Origin of the sequence: Bacillus sp. RC242 (genome assembly GCF_044908245.1) — a bacterium.
GTDB classification, from domain to species: Bacteria; Bacillota; Bacilli; order Bacillales; family Bacillaceae_G; genus Bacillus_A; species Bacillus_A mycoides.
Map to the genome: position 1 here is coordinate 219,751 of NZ_JBIYCZ010000005.1, position 17,051 is coordinate 236,801.

Here is a 17,051-nt window from a genome sequence, read left to right on the forward strand (position 1 = left end):
ATAATAAAAGGTATCGCCTCTTTATATAGCGATACCTTTTATATACTCTTAATTAAATAACACCTTTAACTTCTTCATTCATCGGCCATTTTTCTAATGTATATGCCATTTCCCAAAATGAATATTCATATTGACTACTAAAAATAAAATGTTGTCTCATACGATTACGGTCTGCCTCTGTTACCTTTTCAGCGATCATATCTAATCGTGTGATTTGCTCTTCTACTAGAGTACGGAACCAATCAGACCCATATGCAGAAATCCATTCTTGATAAATTGGCTCTTCTGGTTGACATTCTTTTAATCGTTCACCGATTTCATAATATAACCAATAACAAGGTAAAATAGCCGCAATAATATCTCCTAAATGCCCTTCATAAGCTGCACGATACATATGAGATGTATATGCATATGCAGTTGGCGCAGGAATGAAATTATCTTTTTCTTCTTTTGTAATCCCTAATTTTTTTGCGAAATTCTCATGTAATGATAACTCAGCTTCATACGTATTTTGTGCATGGTGTGCCATACGAGCTGTCGTTTCTAATTCAAGAGCCTTTGCAGCACCTAACGTTTGTACTCTAGCAAAATGACTCAAATAATAAGAATCTTGAAGCACATAATATCGAAAACTAGCTAAATCTAATGTTCCTTCACCTAGTTTTTTTACAAAAGGATGGTTAAAACTTGCTTCCCAAATTGAATCTACTTCTTTACGTAATGATTGTGAAAAAGTCATTTAAATCCCTCCAAATAATGTAAAAAATATACGTATTTATCCACAATTATTAAAGCTGTAAAATAAAAAAACTTTCTTTACAGGCGTAAAGAAAGTGAAATTGACAGTATTTATTCGTTAAATAGCAACGTCTTTCCCACTTCCCTACGCTGGCATTAACCAGATCAGGTACTAAGAGTCTCAAAATTTCATCTGATCTCAGCCTATAAAAGGCCCCCCTAGTGGATAAATATTTAGTTGTCGTATTGTAATTATCATAGCATAATTCATGGAACTGTCAAAAGAATTAATTATATAACTACCTTAAAAACCTTCTTCTTTCCTTACTTTTAATGAAGTTTCAATTATCATATCTAATAGTTTGCTATAATTAATTCCCGCTGCTTCCGCACTTTTTGGTAGTAAACTTGATTGTGTCATCCCTGGTAATGTATTAACTTCCATTACATATGGAAGTCCTTCCTTCACCATCATATCAACCCTTGCATAAACACTACATTTTAATGCTTTATAACAAGCCAGTGACGCTTTATTTACACGTTCCTTTATTTCAGCTGGAAGTTCAATAACTTCTTCAACTGTACTAGTATCATCATATTTTGCATTATAGTCAAAGAACACAGCAGCATGTCGAATCGAAATGATAGGTAACTGTTGCCCATCAAAAATTGAACATGTAATCTCGTCACCTTTTATATACTTCTCAATTACTACTTCAGAATCCCATTCGAATACAGTTTCCAGCATAGAGATTAATTCATTTTTATCATAGACAATCTTAACTCCAACACTTGAGCCGCCAGAGTTTGGTTTTACCACTAACGGAAATCCTAATTTATCTAACTCCTCAAACTTTAGATCCTCCATTTTTGTAAGTTCAATCCAATCTGGTGTTTCTACTCCTTCATAACGCAAAATCTTTTTCGAAATATTTTTGTCCATACATATACCGCTAGATAACATATTGCTACCGCTATAAGGAATACCTAAACTCTCTAGCGTCCCTTGAACTGTACCATCTTCTCCGTACTTTCCGTGTAATGCTAGCAATGCAAAATCAATGTCTTTCGCTTTTTCAATTAAATCCATTTTTTCATTTAACGTAATTGGAACGATTTCATATTTACTCTTATCTAAATGTGCAATCATTTCATTCCCAGTCATAATTGATACTTGTTTTTCAGAGGATACTCCTCCCATAATAACGCCAATTCTCATTTTCTCAACTCCAAGTTTCATTTTTTAAAGTTTCACCAATTATTTGAATCCCTCTAACAATTTCCTGTTCTTTCAAACGTGAAAATCCTAATCGGAATGTGTTCGCTCCTCCTCCATCAGAGTAAAAAACATCACCAGGAGAAAAGGTAACTCCTTTCTCATAACACTTTTGTAAAAGTGTGCGGGCTTGAATTTTTTCTTCCAACTCTATAAACAAATGAAGTCCACCGTCTCCAGTCATTCTTTTAAACGGAATGTACTGATTACACGCCCCAACAGCTAACTCATATTTTTTCTTATAAACAGATCTTGCTTTTTTTAAATATTTTTCAAAATATCCTTCATGTAAATATTGAAACAGAACAGCTTGATCTAACGTAGATGTGTGAATGGTTCTGGCTCTTTTAACACTTTCTAAATAATGTATCAGTTCTTTATCTGCAATGATCCAACCTACACGTAAACCAGGGAAAAGTACCTTTGAAAAGCTACTAATATAAATCACATTATTACCAGCCCCTGCAAAAGTTAATAATGGCGATAAATGTGAACCCGAATAACGTAATTCTTCATTAAACCCATCCTCTATAATAGGGATCTTGTATTTTGAAAATAACCTCATCAATTCCGTTCTTTTCTCCGAACTCGTAACAATACCAGTTGGATTATGATAAGAAGGGATTAAATACGCGAAATCAAAATCCTTTTCACGCAAACTTTTTTCTACTTCATTCGTATCAATACCATCATCATTCATATCAATTCCATGAACTTCAAGTCCATGTAAACGAAAAAGCTTCAATGCAGCATGGTGAGTTGGGTTCTCACAAATAACACGCCCTGATTTCTTCGATAAAGAAGATAACACAATATCTAATCCTTCTGTAAATCCATTTGTAATTAGAATATCTTTGTTCGAAATATCTACACCTTTCATTTCCATGTAATGAAGTAAATAATTCATTAACGGTCTATAACCTTTTGCATATCCGTAGTTCAATACGATATCCCCTTCAATGGACATACGAGTAAGAAAAGCTCTTTTGAAATTTTCAACATCAAATAGCTTTTCGTCAGGGGCTATACTATTAAAAACAATCATTCCTTTTTCCCAGCGAACTCCATGCTTCATTAAGTCTAATTCATCCGCTAATGTGGTAACTGTATTAAGTTTATTTTTCCAATCTATTTCAACAGACGAGGTGTTACTTATATCCACCTTCGCAACGAAATTTCCTTTTCCTTTAACTGCATAAATGAGTCCTTCTTGTTCCAAATCCGCATATGCAGAGAGTACTGTATTTCTGCTCACTGATAATAATTCACTCAGTTCCCTTGTTGATGGGATTTTTTGGTCCCCCAACAAATGCCCTTTCATAATCATCTTTTTTAAATAATCCTTTAATTGAATATAAACGGGACGATCTTTTACAACTTTAAAATCTTTAAACAATTTCTTACCCCCTGCAATTATTTTTGCATATTTATTTCATTCTCAAAAGGTCCACTACATATGTATTTTTTATTAATAGCGGTACGGTTATAAAGCCTATAAATCATTTCGATATAAATTGATTACATCTTTTAAAGCAGCAGCTGCAGCTCCGCGTGGATTAGAAGCTCCACCAATTGTAGTGACTTGTCCCATTGTATCTGTAAAGAACGTAATTCCTTTTTCCGTGCCATTTATATTTGCTAACGGATGTTCTTTCTCTAAATTACAAGGTTGTACACTAAGGTTTACTTTTCCATTATCATCTTTATATGCTGATGCAATTAATTTAATTGATTTATTTTGTTCCTTTGCATTTTGAATTTGTTGCGTTGTAACGTGCTCTATTCCGTTTATTTTTATATCTTTGAGTGAATAATCGTTTCCCATTAAACTATTCGTCAAAAGTAATAATTTACAAGCGCTATCCATCCCGCTTATATCTAATAACGGGTTAGTCTCCGCAATTCCTTTATTTTGTGCTTCTTGCAATGCTTCTTCAAACGTCTTATATTCTTCATGCATCTTTGTAAGAATATAATTTGTTGTCCCGTTCAATATTCCTTCTATTTTTTCAATATGGCAACCTGCTAAACTTAGTTGTCCTATGTCTAATGTCGGTAACGCAGCGGCAGTTGCACCGCTATATCGAATGCGTGAGCCTGAAATACGTGCTGCTGTATTCAGTTCACTCCAAGCTGTAACAAGTGCACCTTTTGAAATAGCTACTATATCCATTTGTTTTTCAATAGCTTGTTTCATATACTGTTTCCCTGGATTTCCATTTTTAAGATTTGTAGCAGTTGATTCAACCAATACAGTACCATTTATATTAATCGTTCCGCGTTCCTCTGGATAATGTTCGATATATTTTTCAATTGCAGCAGAACCATCACCATACGCCAATAAATCATTAATCTGCAAACCTTTCCCGTTATGTATTGCAATATTTCTTCCTATCACTCCACTAACAACTAAGTCAATTCCATATGTTTCATTTATATATAAATATTTTTCATTTAATAATTTTATAAACTCTCTTCCTACTGTCCCGTATCCTGATAATACAATTTGAATTTTCATAATATCCCCCCATATCTTTATACCAAATCCCTCTTTCAATATAATATAAAGCGCCCTCGAATTCCATCGAGAGCGCTTTATATTATCTATTTCGGTAGACGTGATAATTTTCCAACAATTGTTCTATAAAACTCTTGAATGTTAGAAAAACCTAACGTGTCTGAAACACTAAGTCCTACCATATCAAGATGGTCCCAATTTGCTTTCGTTTCAATATGATTCCATTTTCCAATTTGTAAAGACTCATTATTATTTACAAAAGTATTAGACGCAGGCGCAATCATAGAATTTGTATTTACTACACCATCGTTTTGCCACCAAGAAGTATCTATTAATGGTCGGTTTTCTTCATATCTTGCATAAGAGCCTAAGAAGAATGCATTCCCCATTAGCACTTTATTCATTGTTATATGCGGTAGATGCAAACCTGTTATAGGTGCTGCTTGCGATGCATGTCCACTATAGGATAAGTAATATACATCCGATTGCGTCTTTACCCAATTATTTAACTCCTTTGCTCCATCAGTACTTAAATCCCATTGACTAATATCTTTTGTATTCTCCCAAATTGAACTATTTAAAATACGATCAGTATATTGGAAAAAGGACTCTCCAGCATATTTTTTCATACCCCATTGATCCAATTTAAAATCATATAATGATAAATTATTGTTTCCTCCTAAACTCGCAGCTGTAATGAGAAAATCTTTAACGAATGGCAATAGAAGACTCCCGTCTGCAAGTGTTGTCCCATTATGAGGAGTTGCTAAAGTTGTAACACTATGAACATACGATTTACCGCCTTCAAATAGTGGTGATATCTTTGCGTTCGGATGATTTTTCACATGATTTTTTTCTTCATAACTGCCTTCTTTTAATAACTGCACTAATGTTCTTGTCGTTTGTCCACCCATGCTATGCCCAACTAAATGAACTTTATTTGTTTCACTCCAATGCGGTGCAAATCCACTATAAGTTCTACCAAAACGATTATGTCCATGTTTCTCAGCATGCGCCGCGCCGTAGTCTACTGTTCCACCGTTAATTTGCGCGTATAATTCACATGCACGGTCCCAGTTACTAGAAACTGGCCCAACAGCTGCAGTATGTACTGTATAACCATTTCTTTTTAAATCTTCTTGTATATCATGAACACCACCCCAATATTTTACCCCTAGCATTTCCTCTCTACCCCATCCAGCAAATCCATTCACTAAAATGATAGGATAATTATTTTGTTGTCTCTCTTCAGCGTATGTTGTTTTCGCTGCGAATGAACAAACAGTTACTAATGTAAAAAAACATACTTTTAAAAATAACTTCCCCATACTTTCTCCCCCTAATTAAACGCTTTCATTTTTCTGTGAAAAAGATTGACACAATCAGTTTTTAACTTAAACATAATGTAAAGTATTTTATATACGTTGTATATATAGACAACATACACAAATGTTGATAAATATTAATTCAAGTAAACATTTTCTTTTTACAATACAACTTGTAAATCTGATTATTTGAATTTATAATTGAATATAGTTTCCTCATGTCAAATGGATTTAATAATCATAAGAAAACTTATTTCATTACTTGAAAAGGAGGAAAAAGCATGCAAATCGAATCAAACATTCATACATTATCTCAACCTACTAAAATAACTCCATCTATTCTTGAGCATAATACTATCTCTTCTACTAAACTTGAAGGTAAGAAAGCGGATGATCCTATCAAGTTCGATATTCGTTCCTCTGAAAAAGAAATGAAACAGCCTGAGCATAAATTTAACGAATTAGATTTATGGAAGATGTTAAAGGATAAAGGTGTTCCTTTATGGATCATCCTTGAAATGCTACAAAAGTCTCGTAAAGAAAAAGAAGCTCAAAATAATTCAGTTCAAAATTCAAATACGATTGAAGAAACGAGTGAGGCTCGATTAGATGAAGTAATGTAAAGCATAATATTTGATTGGTCTATAAACTAAAAAGAGTTCAAGATTGATAAAGTTTTTATCAACCTTGAACTCTTTTTTAAGATTTTTCTCCAATCGTTACAAATTGAAAAGATACTTCTCCTTCCAAACCTTTAATTAGCCTTGTTACTTTGACATTTTCATTAACCAATGTATTATCTGTCGACATTTTAGGTTTTTCATCTCCTAAAGATTTTTTCAGATGAAGAAGGTGCATTTTCGTTTCATTTACCTTTATTTCTTTATACACACTATTTTGTGCTACAATCACATACCATTGTGTTGGATATTTACGAGTGTTACCTATCCAAGCGTCACTATCGTATAAAACTGGAATCTCTTTTCCTTCTAATTCAATACTTTTCATATTCTTTTCGTCTTCATGTGTAAACAACAGCGAACCTTCTTTTGGGAAATTCGGTAACGTATCTATAATATAATTGGAGCCATTATCTCGTTTACGAAAAACTTTTTCTTTAATCAATACTTGTGCTGTAGATTCATTTAAAATTAATACCTGTCCGTTTCCATAAGTACCTGTTTTCACAGAAAAGACTTCATTTGCTTTCGTAATTTCCTGATAACGATTAATAATTGGTGAAATTTTATTTTCATTTCCAATGATTAATAAACCGTTTGCAGGAAATGGATTCTCCTTTTTAGAACATGCACTAAAACTTATTAATAGTAGTATCGTTAACATAAAAATAGTTAAAGTTCTTTTCATCGCGTTTCCTTTCATCATACAGTTCATTTTTTCCACATACTTTAATGTAGTCTTACAAGCTAATAAACTCTATTGCTCCATAACCTTATAAAGCTTTTGCAGGTAACGCCAACGGGTTATAAAGAAATATAATACTTGTATACATATAAATGAAATTAAAATAACGATAGAGCTATTAATTATAGAAAAATCGACTAATTGCTGTAATGCCGTATAAGCGACTATAGTATGAATCACTGCAACAACAATCGGTAAGAAGAACATTAATAATAACTGTCTCGTTACAATTTTTTTTAATTCTCGTTTACTTAATCCCATTTTCGAAATCATTTTATATTGCTGTTGATCGCGATCCAAATCAGTATATAATCGGAAATAAATAAAACTAGCAGCGAATGTGAAGAAGACGATTCCGACTAAAACACTTGCCATAAGTAATAATCCATTCGTTTGCTTTGCACTTAACAAATCTATAGTTAAAGCCCGAAATTGAAAATTACCTACTCTAGTATCTTTCTCAAATCTACTAATTAATTCGTTTGAAATTCCCTTCGTTTTCATCCAATCGTCTACAACAAATCCGTAAGTACGATATTGAATGTCTTTATTAACCGGGTCACTAGTAAGAGGTATTCCATCATATACCTGATCTTTAACAGCGATATAAATAGTTCTAGAATCATGTGGTAAAACTAAATTTTCTACAGCTTTTTTCACATGAAATGTCTTTGTCCAATCTCCTTGAATGACTTCTATATTCTTTTTATACTCGCCATTTTTAAATTCTTGTTTTTGCGATACGACTCCAGGAATTAATAAAATTTCATCTTCTTTTTCGATTGTTTCTTGTTGATAGCCTAGTGCTTTAGCAAGATCGTTATATTCACTTAACTTCATTACATTTACACCATTTTCCGTGTATATATATGAAGATGAAGCCATTCGATACGGGATATTAGCATCAGAAAGGTGTTTTTTTATAATAGAAAGATTTTTATTTAATACTTTGTCGTTTTCAAAACTTCCATACAAAAATGTATACGGATTTGTCATCCTTACCAAATCCCTATTTCCAATTGCAGCTGTTGTACCAATCGCTGTAAATGCAACTGCTGAAACAATAGATACTATAAAAAACATCGTTGCATTATCTTTCATACGGTAAATTAATTCAGAAAATGTTAATATATTTGTTCTCTTTAAAAAGAAAGATTCTCTCCTTTTCGCAAGGTGCAATATATAAACGCTACACTGTGTATATAAAAAGTACGTTCCTATAATTACTAGGAGCACCCCTATCCCAAGCGTAATAAAATTAGTACTTGGGATAAAGCGAAATACTGAAAAATATCCATACCCTATACTAATTAAAGAAAGTAGCGATAATAAAATTGATGCTTTCGGTTCTGGCTTTGGCTTTTCCTCTGCTTGTATAAGTTCCACAAGTTCTGTTACTTTTATCATTTTAAATGTAACGAGCGAAACAATTAAAAATAATAAAAGAAATGTGATGACTGTTAATAATACAGCCTGCACTGGTATATAAAAAGGCAAACCATTACTAATCATTAATACACTTGCGCTTATCAATAAAACTAGTTTAGAAAATACGAGTCCAATGAGAATTCCTATACAAATTGAGCCAAGTCCAATCAACATATTTTCAATTAATAATAATTTCTTAAGCTGTCTCATTGACATACCTTGCATCATTAATATCCCAAATTCTTTCTTACGCGTTTTTAAAAATGAACTAACTGAATATAGAATGAAGAAAAATGAAAATACAAAAATCAAGCCTTGCGAAACTGAAAATCCCAATGTACCAAATGCACTTATTGTTGCACTTGTCGATTTCAACTCACCTTGTAAATCAGGATGAAATAATAAAAGAGCATACGTAAAGAAAATCATAATAGAAAATGCACTACTTAAAAAATGAGCAGCATATGTACGCTTATTGCGAAAAATATTATTAAATGCGAACTGACGAAAAGTCATGCCTTTTCCCTCCTAACAAAGAAAGGACATCCATAATCTTTTGATAAAATGCTTGCCTACTTTCACCACAATAAATTTCGTTATATAGTTGACCATCTTTAATAAATATGACTCTGCTGCAAAAACTCGCTGCATACGGATCATGTGTAACTAACATCATCGTAGCTTTTTCTTCTTTATTTAAAGTATCTAGCATCTCCATTACATCATTTGAAGATTTAGAGTCTAAATTCCCTGTTGGTTCATCTGCAAGTAATAATTGTGGCTTATGAACAATTGCACGAGCAATTGCTGTTCTTTGAGCTTGCCCCCCTGAAATTTCAAAAGTTCTTTTACTCAATATATCTGTAATATTTAATTTCTCTGCAATTTCTTCAACTCGTTTGTTCATTTCTTGTACAGAAACACCATCTAATGTCATCGGCAATACGATATTTTCCTTTACTGTAAGTGTGCTAAGTAAATTAAATGATTGAAAAACAAATCCTAATTGTTTCCTACGGAATAAAGCCAAATTATCTGATGTCAACTGGAAAGGATTTGTACCATTTATTAATATTTCTCCCGATGTTGGAGAGTCGATAGTAGATACCATATTTAATAACGTTGTTTTCCCGCTCCCTGATGGCCCCATAATCCCTATAAATTCACCTTCTTGAATTGATAAATCAATATCTGCCAATGCTTTAAAAGGTACTTTCCCTTTATATACTTTACTAATACTTTTTGCATGTAGAATTTCCATTTATATTCTCCCTTCATTTGCACTTCTCACAATATAGTGTAAATGAATTGTCTTATAGCACATATTGATTCATCTTTCATTTATCTTACACGCTTGTAAGATTTCTAAAAAAACTGATAACAAACCTATTTTCAAACTATAATTAACGATTATTCATCTTATAATATCTATATAGTAGTATGAAATACAATACTACTTATTTCTGGTTGCCAGGACACCTTGTAAACCTATTAAATATATAAATAAAAGTGAGTTTAAGAAACAATTATCATCATTAAAAGTTGCTGTATTCCTTGTATTCTTTATTAGCAACATAAAATATATTATAAAGAAAAACTATAGAACTTCAAAACGATGAATAACAACTTATAATTCACAATTAAAATCAAAAAGTAAATAGTACATAAAAAAGCTTAGAGCTTTAGCTCTAAGCTTTTTTAAAATCATTTCATTCCATTATAACTCCTTTTAAAGAGCGATATTTTTTATCCACTCTGATTTGCTCAATAAATAATGATTATATAGTTGGTTTTCTATCGTCTGTTGGCTTATATAAGTAAATCCACATTTTTCAATAACTCTATTTGATGGTGCGTTGTTTATTAATGCAATTGCGTTAAGGACATCCACATTTGTATTTTCAAACAAATAGCCGATCAAGCCTTTTGTCGCTCTCGTTGCATAGCCATTATTATGATATTCACTTGAAACAGCATACATAATTTCTCTGTTCGGTGCAGGAAGCTCATCTTTCATACCTGTGCAGCACCATCCAATAAATTCATTTGTGGTTTTCTTAAATATTCCTAGTCTTAATATGTGATCATCTATGTTAGTCGTAGTTCTCACTGCATTAAGAAATGCTTTATTTTCTGGTATTTCATAATTTGCAACCCAATTACCCCTTTGTTCTTTCGTTGATTTCCAGTCGGGTAAAAACTTTTCTATTTCTGGTTGATTTGATATTTTATAAATACTCTCTGCATCTTTGACCGTAAACTCTTGTAGGTATATATCTCCACAATCTATTCTAAATATATTAGTCAAACTCTTTTCTTCCATTTTAATCCCCCTTACTTACGTTAAAGCGCCTTAATCTGCTTCGTAAGTTCTATAAACCGTTCATCGAGTTCTTTATATTCTTTGTCTTTAGAAGTTAAAAAGCTTAATTTCCCTAATACTTCTTGTCTTTCTGTTTCTAACGTTAAACGAATCTCTTCAATTTCATCTCTTGTTTTAATAGGTTTCTCTAGCTGCTTTTGTATCGTATTATTTGAAAACACAAGTTTCGTGTTAGTTGTTTTCTCTAGAAAATATCGATCGTGAGAAACTATAACTAGTGTTCCATTATACTCCGCTAATGTATTTTCAAGCTGTTCACGCGAAGGAAGATCAAGGTGATTCGTCGGTTCATCTAAAATAAGCACATCTTTTTCATCCAAAATATAAGCCATTAGCTTACATTTTACTCGTTCACCCATGCTCATATGTTCAATCGGCTCTTTCCATTGAGAAGCTTGGAATCCTAAATGTTTCATTAAATTTTGGACTTTTCCTCTTTCTTCAAACGTCTCTTTAAAAAATAAATCTTCTGGTGTTTTATCAAGTGGTAAATCAAATACTTCTTGTGTTAAATAACCGATGTTTGCAGATGGTGAAATCCATATATCCCCTTTAGCCATTTCTGTTCCCATAATCATCTTCAATAAGGTTGTTTTCCCGCAACCGTTTGGTCCAATAATCGCAACTTTCTCACCGTGCTGGATTGTAAAATTAACGTTTTCAAATAATATTTGTTTATTAAATCCTTTCCTCAATTGTTTCACTTCTAAAAAGCGTTTTCCTACTTTTTTATTCGCTTGAATAGAAAATTCAACAGCATACTCTTCTTTAACTCGTTCTACTTTCGATTTTTCAAGCTCTTTTTCAAGACGTTTTCGTTTTGACTTAACTTGTGCATCCGTTCGCTTCGCTTTTACACGATAAAACTCTTTAAAACCTTCTTGTTTTGTAGACTGTGCATGCGCTTTTTGTGACCATGAACTTAATTCTTTTATTTGTGATTCTACAAGTTCAATACGTTTTTGTTGTTTTTCATATTCACGCTGCTGCGTCAATCTTTTTTGCTCACGAACTTTCATATAACTTGTATAGTTCCCGCTATGGTCGATTAATTTTTTATCCTCAATTGACCATATTTTTGTTGCGACAACATCTAAAAAATATCGATCATGCGATACGACGATAACGGTACCTTTCATATTTTTTATTTGTTTAATGAGAAATTCCGTACTCATCTCATCTAAATGATTTGTCGGTTCGTCTAATATTAAGACATTAGGATTTTCAGCAAATCCTTTAGCTAGTCGAACTTTCAGCTTTTCACCACCACTTAACGTAAGAAAATCGTTCGTTGGCACGCCCCATTTCGCAAGAAGTTCTGCTTCTTTTGCAATCACATCATTACTAATAAAGGATTCTATTTCTTGTTCAACATATGCTGTTGTCACATCCATTTGCTGCCATTCAACAGTACCTTTTGATGGCTCAATCTTCCCATTTATTAATTGAAGCAACGTTGATTTACCGGCACCATTTTTACCAATTAATCCGATAACATCCCCTTGTTTTACTGTAACATTCATTTTCTCTAACAAAGTATTTTCCATTATTTCAACATAAACATCATTTAATTTTAAAAGTTCTTTCATATTACCGATCCCTTTCATTAAGGGAGAACAAAAAAATCCTCCCAAAGTAATTTTGGCAGGATTAGTCGTTACATTATTTATACCCAAATAAGCTATTACGCAAATCAAATAGCAATACCGTTGAATGGAATCGGGCAGACTAATCCTATTTTTTACAAATTGAAATTTATTTAATTTCAACATTTAAAAATAAGATTAGTTAATCATCGTCCACCCATCATTCCTTTCCGTCATTAGTAACCATATTATACCATAGTGGTATTGTATACGTAAATATTATTATATGTACTGCAAAAAAACTTTTCCCTCTTTGCACTTCATATCAATAAAACACAAACTACAATTTCATGTTCTTCTTGCTTTAGATTTCCCTATCTATAAACTTCTATATACTCCTCCTTATATAATTTTTATATAAATTTATCATCAATTATATATTATACATATTGAATTTCAGTTCTTATAATAAAGATATCATTTTTAAGGGGGCATTCTACAATGGAATTTAGCAAACTAGGAAACAGTGGATTAACAGTAAGTAAGATTGCATATGGGAACTGGATAAACCATGGTGGAAAAGTAAACGAAGATACTGCAAATGATTGCGTGAAAGCCGCACTAGATGTAGGAATTACAACGTTCGATACTGCTGATGTTTATTCGGACACGATAGCCGAGAAAGTATAGAACTATGTACAAAAGTATGTCATCCGACTGGAACTGGAAAAAATGATCGTGGATTATCGCGAAAACATATTATAGAAAATTGTAATGCATCATTAAAACGGTTGCAGACAGACTACATTGATGTCTATTATGCACATAGATTTGATACAACAACTCCCCTTGAAGAAACGATGTTAGCTTTTGGTGATCTTGTAAGACAAGGTAAAGTCCTTTACTTAGGCGTAAGTGAGTGGACATCAGAACAAATTACCCGCGGTGCAGCACTTGCACGAGAATTGAACATTCCACTTATCGCTAGCCAACCTCAATATTCGATGTTGTGGCGAGTTATTGAAACTGATGTAATACCAACATGTCAACGTGAGGGACTTGGTCAAGTTGTTTGGTCTCCCCTTGCACAAGGTATTCTCACAGGAAAATATCAACCTGGTAAACCCTTGCCGAATCAATCCCGTGCTAACTCTGATGCTGGTAAACCATTTTTCCAAAAACTCGTGCAACGTTGGATGAGTGATGATGTACTCACTGCAATTCAGAAACTTAATCCCATCGCGCACGAAACTAATCTTACCTTATCTCAACTCGTTGTTGCTTGGGTACTACAAAATCCAGCTGTTTCCTCCGCGATTATCGGTGCTTCAAATCCGGAGCAAATAAGAGAAAACGTAATTGCTTCTAGTGTTAAATTGCAACCTGAAATTATGGATCAGATTGATAGTGTACTAAAAGGTTTCATTGAGTATGATCCGAGCAAAACAGGTTGAAACATCAGTGAATTCTCCCTATAAAGAAGCTTTCCTTTCCAAATCCACACTGCCCATCCTATAAAGATGGGCTTTTATCTTTTAAATTCACATTGTGAAGTCGTATAAACCTCTCTAATAACTGTTAAAAAGTTCTCTAACACAACAGACTTTTCATCTAGTCTCCATCCAACATATAAATTTATTTTCGGGGTATTTTCTTGAATTTCTTTATATATGACTCCCGATTTTTTATAACTTTCCACTGATGATGGAACGACAGAAATCCCCATTCCTGCTGCAACTAAATTCACAATCGTTTGCATTTGAATCGCTTCTTGAACAATATTTAAACTTACTCCATGTTCCCAAAAGTAACTAATAATTAAATCGTAAAAATTTGTACCAAAATGACGTGGAAATAAAATAAATGGTTCATCCACTAATGATTTGATTGGAATTTTACGTAACGAAACGAAAGGGTGCTCTTCATGCAAAACCAGTTTTAAATATTCTACAGAACAAACTTCGGAAGTTAATATTTCATTATTCTGCTTGGAACGAATAAATCCAATATGAATTTGTTTTTCATAGAGCGCTTTTATTTGTTGATCTGTTGTCATTTCGCGTAATATGAGCTGGATTCTGGGGAACCGTTCTCGAAATTTTTTTAATACATTTATAACGGTTTCTGTAGAATCGACAAAACCGATTATTAAATGTCCTATCTTCCCTTCATTCGCAAGCTGTGTTTCTTTAATGGTTCTATCTACTTGAAGTAACGTTTGTCGTGCACCTTCTAGAAATATTTTTCCAGCATCGGTAAGTTCAACCATCCTTTTCGTTCGATGAAAAAGTTGAACTCCTAATTCTTCTTCTAATTTACGAATTTCTTGACTTAAAGGTGGTTGTGCCATCATAAGACGTTCTGCTGCACGGCTAAAGTTTAATTCTTCTGCCACCGTTATAAAATATCTCATTTTCCGAATATCCATTTCAAGCCCCCTATCATTCGCAACTTATAAAGGATTCTATTTTATTATTAAAAAGCGTTTATGTATGTAGTATTTCATTTATTCTTATCGGATTCGTTTTGCTTCTCTTACGTATATAATATTTCATTCTCCAATTTTATCAAGGGTACAAAACAAGGCTAAAAAACTTATCTCAAAAGTTTTTTAGCCTTGTTTACTTTTTACACATTACAAAATTTAATTCGTACAACGGTACCTTTATCAACTTCTGAATGGATTTCTACACTATGTCCTAATTGTTTTGTAATTTCATATACAAGATATAGCCCCATTCCAGTTGATTCTTTAAAATCTCTACCATTTTCTCCTGTAAAGAAAGGTTTAAATACTCTTGGCAAATCTTGCTTCGGTATCCCTACGCCACTATCAATAATTTCAAGTACAACTGTATTACCTTCCCTACCTGCTTTCACTTTAATCTTTTCTCTACTACCTGATGAGTATTTAATCGCATTCGATATAATTTGTCCAATTAAAAATTGCAACCATTTCGCATCACTTTCTACAGTAATACCTTTATCAATTTCAAGCTCTGGATATACAAAATTCCGGATAAAGAAGCGTTTATGTTCATGCACGGAATCATTTACTACTTTATGTAGTTGTACTCTTTCTACATAAAAATCTTGTGTGAATGCTTCTAAACGTGCGACATATAATGCCATCTCTAATCCCTTTTTCAACCGATCTGTTTCCTCATTAATACTTTCAAAACGTGAATCCACTTCATCCTGTGTAATTAATTCTATTACAGATAGAGGTGTTTTCATTTGATGAATCCACTGATTCATAAAGGTTAAATGATCATTATTTTTTCTCTCTTGTAATTGCAGCTGATTTTGATAATGACGATATTGTGCATCAAGCAGATCTTGAAGTGCAGTAGATAAAACTGCAAAATCAGATTTTTGAACAGATTCATCCAAAGATTGCAATGGATTTGCTAAACGTTCATAAAAAGAACGATGTGTAAAATAACGAAAAACTAAATAACTTACCATAAAAAAAGCACCTAAAAACATTGCATATAATGCCGTTGAAATATGATTATGCCCATCAAACCAATAAACTAGGAATATGGCTAGTAGTTGGATCGCTGTAAAACAAATGAGTGGTATATGATCACGTATAAACAGCTTTATCATTTTTCCATACCAGTATCCCAAGTAATATGCAACCTATATCCAACACTACGAATCGTTTCAATTGCTCCTTCAATTTGTAACGTTTTTAACTTTTTACGCACACGTGTGGTATTTACACTTAATGTATTGTCATCAACATAGGATTCACTATCCCATAATTTATTTAATAATACTTCTCTACTCACAACACGTGGATAATTTTTCATTAGCGTCTCTAATAAAATAGCTTCGTTTCTCGTTATATCAATCTCTTGACCCCTAAGTTTTAACACAAGTCTTTCTGGATATAAACAAAGACCTTGTTGCTCAACCATTCGTTCTTCTAGTTTCGGTGCATAGTCTCCGTAAGCACGTCTTAAATGACTACGAATTTTTGCCATTACAACTTCATAATGAAAAGGCTTCGGAATAAAATCATCGCCACCATTTTCTAACGCCATAACTTGATCCATCGTACCTTCACGGGCCGAGATAAATAAAATTGGACATGTGGAAACCGCACGAATTTGACGACACCAATAGTAACCGTCAAAGCTTGGTAAATTAATATCTAATAAAACTAGCTCTGGTTGTTCTTCTAAAAATATGTCTAACACATTTTGAAAATCCGATATAACAATTCCTTGGTAACCGTATTTCGCAACATAAGTTGATAATAGCTCCGCAATTTTCATATCATCTTCTACAATCATAATTTTAACCATTTCTGAACTCCTTTTTGATCCACAATCTCAAATATACTTATATAAATAAATACTAC

14 protein-coding genes, 1 pseudogene and 1 riboswitch are annotated in these 17,051 nt (G+C 32.8%); of the genes and pseudogenes, 2 read left to right on the top strand and 13 right to left on the bottom strand.

Annotated elements, in window-relative coordinates; genetic code table 11:
- Nucleotides 1–52: 52 nt before the first annotated feature.
- From tenA to ABH957_RS12085, 5 genes are all read right to left on the bottom strand, one after another.
- A complete protein-coding gene (gene tenA / locus ABH957_RS12065; RefSeq protein WP_002136637.1) occupies nucleotides 53–739 on the bottom strand; it encodes a thiaminase II in 687 nt (228 codons plus the stop codon).
- A gap of 124 nt (nucleotides 740–863) precedes the next feature.
- Nucleotides 864–969, bottom strand: a riboswitch (TPP riboswitch).
- A gap of 73 nt (nucleotides 970–1,042) precedes the next feature.
- Nucleotides 1,043–1,957 (bottom strand): D-alanine--D-alanine ligase, encoded by a 915-nt coding sequence (ddlB, locus tag ABH957_RS12070; protein WP_113936551.1) that lies wholly within the window; start codon nucleotides 1,955–1,957, stop codon nucleotides 1,043–1,045.
- Nucleotides 1,958–1,961: 4 nt separating this feature from the next.
- Complete coding sequence (gene pdxR / locus ABH957_RS12075; protein ID WP_002085207.1) at nucleotides 1,962–3,410, bottom strand: MocR-like pyridoxine biosynthesis transcription factor PdxR; 1,449 nt, start codon at nucleotides 3,408–3,410, stop codon at nucleotides 1,962–1,964.
- A 96-nt stretch (nucleotides 3,411–3,506) separates the two neighbouring features.
- The gene (locus tag ABH957_RS12080; protein WP_404511308.1) at nucleotides 3,507–4,532 is read right to left on the bottom strand and encodes a homoserine dehydrogenase; all 1,026 of its coding nucleotides are present in this window, start codon (nucleotides 4,530–4,532) and stop codon (nucleotides 3,507–3,509) included.
- 86 nt (nucleotides 4,533–4,618) lie between these two features.
- Nucleotides 4,619–5,860, bottom strand: a complete 1,242-nt coding sequence (locus ABH957_RS12085; RefSeq protein ID WP_404490923.1) for an esterase/lipase family protein — start codon at nucleotides 5,858–5,860, stop codon at nucleotides 4,619–4,621.
- A 278-nt stretch (nucleotides 5,861–6,138) separates the two neighbouring features.
- On the opposite strand from ABH957_RS12085, the gene ABH957_RS12090 reads away from it, so the two are divergent.
- Entirely contained in the window at nucleotides 6,139–6,480 is a 342-nt protein-coding gene (locus tag ABH957_RS12090; protein ID WP_113936350.1) for a DUF3914 domain-containing protein, read from the top strand.
- A 76-nt stretch (nucleotides 6,481–6,556) separates the two neighbouring features.
- Here the strand turns inward: ABH957_RS12090 and ABH957_RS12095 are convergent, their stop codons facing one another.
- The 5 genes from ABH957_RS12095 to abc-f form a co-directional block, all read right to left on the bottom strand.
- The gene (locus ABH957_RS12095) at nucleotides 6,557–7,240 is read right to left on the bottom strand and encodes a lipoprotein BA_5634 family protein (RefSeq protein ID WP_404511374.1); all 684 of its coding nucleotides are present in this window, start codon (nucleotides 7,238–7,240) and stop codon (nucleotides 6,557–6,559) included.
- A gap of 54 nt (nucleotides 7,241–7,294) precedes the next feature.
- The gene (locus ABH957_RS12100; protein ID WP_404453671.1) at nucleotides 7,295–9,226 is read right to left on the bottom strand and encodes an ABC transporter permease; all 1,932 of its coding nucleotides are present in this window, start codon (nucleotides 9,224–9,226) and stop codon (nucleotides 7,295–7,297) included.
- The gene (locus ABH957_RS12105) at nucleotides 9,201–9,971 is read right to left on the bottom strand and encodes an ABC transporter ATP-binding protein (RefSeq protein ID WP_404447651.1); all 771 of its coding nucleotides are present in this window, start codon (nucleotides 9,969–9,971) and stop codon (nucleotides 9,201–9,203) included. Before ABH957_RS12105 ends, ABH957_RS12100 begins: the two co-directional genes overlap by 26 nt.
- Nucleotides 9,972–10,439: 468 nt before the next feature.
- Nucleotides 10,440–11,033: a GNAT family N-acetyltransferase gene (locus tag ABH957_RS12110; RefSeq protein ID WP_404490922.1), complete on the bottom strand. Its 594-nt coding sequence runs from the start codon at nucleotides 11,031–11,033 to the stop codon at nucleotides 10,440–10,442.
- Between the two features lie 20 nt (nucleotides 11,034–11,053).
- Nucleotides 11,054–12,682, bottom strand: a complete 1,629-nt coding sequence (gene abc-f / locus ABH957_RS12115) for a ribosomal protection-like ABC-F family protein (protein ID WP_404447645.1) — start codon at nucleotides 12,680–12,682, stop codon at nucleotides 11,054–11,056.
- A gap of 498 nt (nucleotides 12,683–13,180) precedes the next feature.
- Between abc-f and ABH957_RS12120 the strand changes: the two are divergent.
- A pseudogene (locus ABH957_RS12120) lies at nucleotides 13,181–14,133 on the top strand (aldo/keto reductase family protein).
- A 74-nt stretch (nucleotides 14,134–14,207) separates the two neighbouring features.
- Here ABH957_RS12120 and ABH957_RS12125 read toward each other — a convergent pair.
- The 3 genes from ABH957_RS12125 to ABH957_RS12135 form a co-directional block, all read right to left on the bottom strand.
- Nucleotides 14,208–15,107: a LysR substrate-binding domain-containing protein gene (locus ABH957_RS12125; protein WP_341091590.1), complete on the bottom strand. Its 900-nt coding sequence runs from the start codon at nucleotides 15,105–15,107 to the stop codon at nucleotides 14,208–14,210.
- Between the two features lie 200 nt (nucleotides 15,108–15,307).
- The gene (locus ABH957_RS12130; protein ID WP_404511310.1) at nucleotides 15,308–16,291 is read right to left on the bottom strand and encodes a sensor histidine kinase; all 984 of its coding nucleotides are present in this window, start codon (nucleotides 16,289–16,291) and stop codon (nucleotides 15,308–15,310) included.
- Nucleotides 16,288–16,995 (bottom strand): response regulator transcription factor, encoded by a 708-nt coding sequence (locus ABH957_RS12135; RefSeq protein WP_341091592.1) that lies wholly within the window; start codon nucleotides 16,993–16,995, stop codon nucleotides 16,288–16,290. The genes ABH957_RS12130 and ABH957_RS12135 overlap by 4 nt, the downstream gene beginning before the upstream one ends.
- Between the last annotated feature and the right edge of the window lie 56 nt (nucleotides 16,996–17,051).

What these genes read in the sequence shown, in the direction of transcription:
- tenA (WP_002136637.1), bottom strand. Translation starts at nt 739, where the DNA reads ATGACTTTTTCACAATCATTACGTAAAGAAGTAGATTCAATTTGGGAA.
- ddlB (WP_113936551.1), bottom strand. Translation starts at nt 1,957, where the DNA reads ATGAGAATTGGCGTTATTATGGGAGGAGTATCCTCTGAAAAACAAGTA.
- ABH957_RS12080 (WP_404511308.1), bottom strand. Translation starts at nt 4,532, where the DNA reads ATGAAAATTCAAATTGTATTATCAGGATACGGGACAGTAGGAAGAGAG.
- ABH957_RS12085 (WP_404490923.1), bottom strand. Translation starts at nt 5,860, where the DNA reads ATGGGGAAGTTATTTTTAAAAGTATGTTTTTTTACATTAGTAACTGTT.
- ABH957_RS12090 (WP_113936350.1), top strand. Translation starts at nt 6,139, where the DNA reads ATGCAAATCGAATCAAACATTCATACATTATCTCAACCTACTAAAATA.
- ABH957_RS12095 (WP_404511374.1), bottom strand. Translation starts at nt 7,240, where the DNA reads ATGAAAGGAAACGCGATGAAAAGAACTTTAACTATTTTTATGTTAACG.
- ABH957_RS12100 (WP_404453671.1), bottom strand. Translation starts at nt 9,226, where the DNA reads ATGACTTTTCGTCAGTTCGCATTTAATAATATTTTTCGCAATAAGCGT.
- ABH957_RS12105 (WP_404447651.1), bottom strand. Translation starts at nt 9,971, where the DNA reads ATGGAAATTCTACATGCAAAAAGTATTAGTAAAGTATATAAAGGGAAA.
- ABH957_RS12110 (WP_404490922.1), bottom strand. Translation starts at nt 11,033, where the DNA reads ATGGAAGAAAAGAGTTTGACTAATATATTTAGAATAGATTGTGGAGAT.
- abc-f (WP_404447645.1), bottom strand. Translation starts at nt 12,682, where the DNA reads ATGAAAGAACTTTTAAAATTAAATGATGTTTATGTTGAAATAATGGAA.
- ABH957_RS12125 (WP_341091590.1), bottom strand. Translation starts at nt 15,107, where the DNA reads ATGGATATTCGGAAAATGAGATATTTTATAACGGTGGCAGAAGAATTA.
- ABH957_RS12130 (WP_404511310.1), bottom strand. Translation starts at nt 16,291, where the DNA reads ATGATAAAGCTGTTTATACGTGATCATATACCACTCATTTGTTTTACA.
- ABH957_RS12135 (WP_341091592.1), bottom strand. Translation starts at nt 16,995, where the DNA reads ATGGTTAAAATTATGATTGTAGAAGATGATATGAAAATTGCGGAGCTA.